Origin of the sequence: Pseudomonas sp. SIMBA_041 (assembly GCF_046535095.1) — a bacterium.
Classification (GTDB): domain Bacteria; phylum Pseudomonadota; class Gammaproteobacteria; order Pseudomonadales; family Pseudomonadaceae; genus Aquipseudomonas; species Aquipseudomonas mucoides.
The window spans coordinates 1-275 of sequence record NZ_JAWRXJ010000254.1 but is presented as its reverse complement, the minus strand read 5'-3'; the positions used below and the strand labels follow the sequence as shown (position 1 = coordinate 275).

Sequence of the window (275 nt, the reverse complement as noted above, 5' to 3'; positions counted from 1 at the left end):
CTGCCAGCCCGTCGTAGAGGCCCGGCATCATCGGAAAGGCCTTCAAGGCCTTTTCATAAACCGCCTTGGCCTCGCCAACCTGCCCGCGCTTGAACAGCAGGCGCCCCAGCCCGACGTAAGCCCAGGGCAGCGGCCGGTCCGCCAGGATGCTGTTGTACAGGCGCTCCAGGGCCTCGTTCTGATGCATGTCGCGCAGGGCATCGGCGCGGTAGCGCAAGCATAACGGCGCGTAACGCGGGTCCTGCTTGCACAGGGCGATGCAGGCGTTGAGCACC

The 275-nt window shown here is 66.2% G+C and carries 1 protein-coding gene; it reads right to left on the bottom strand.

Features of this window, described 5'->3' with window-relative positions:
* The coding region (locus SB725_RS31075) for a tetratricopeptide repeat protein (protein WP_410923240.1) at positions 1-275 on the bottom strand (275 nt) is incomplete at both ends.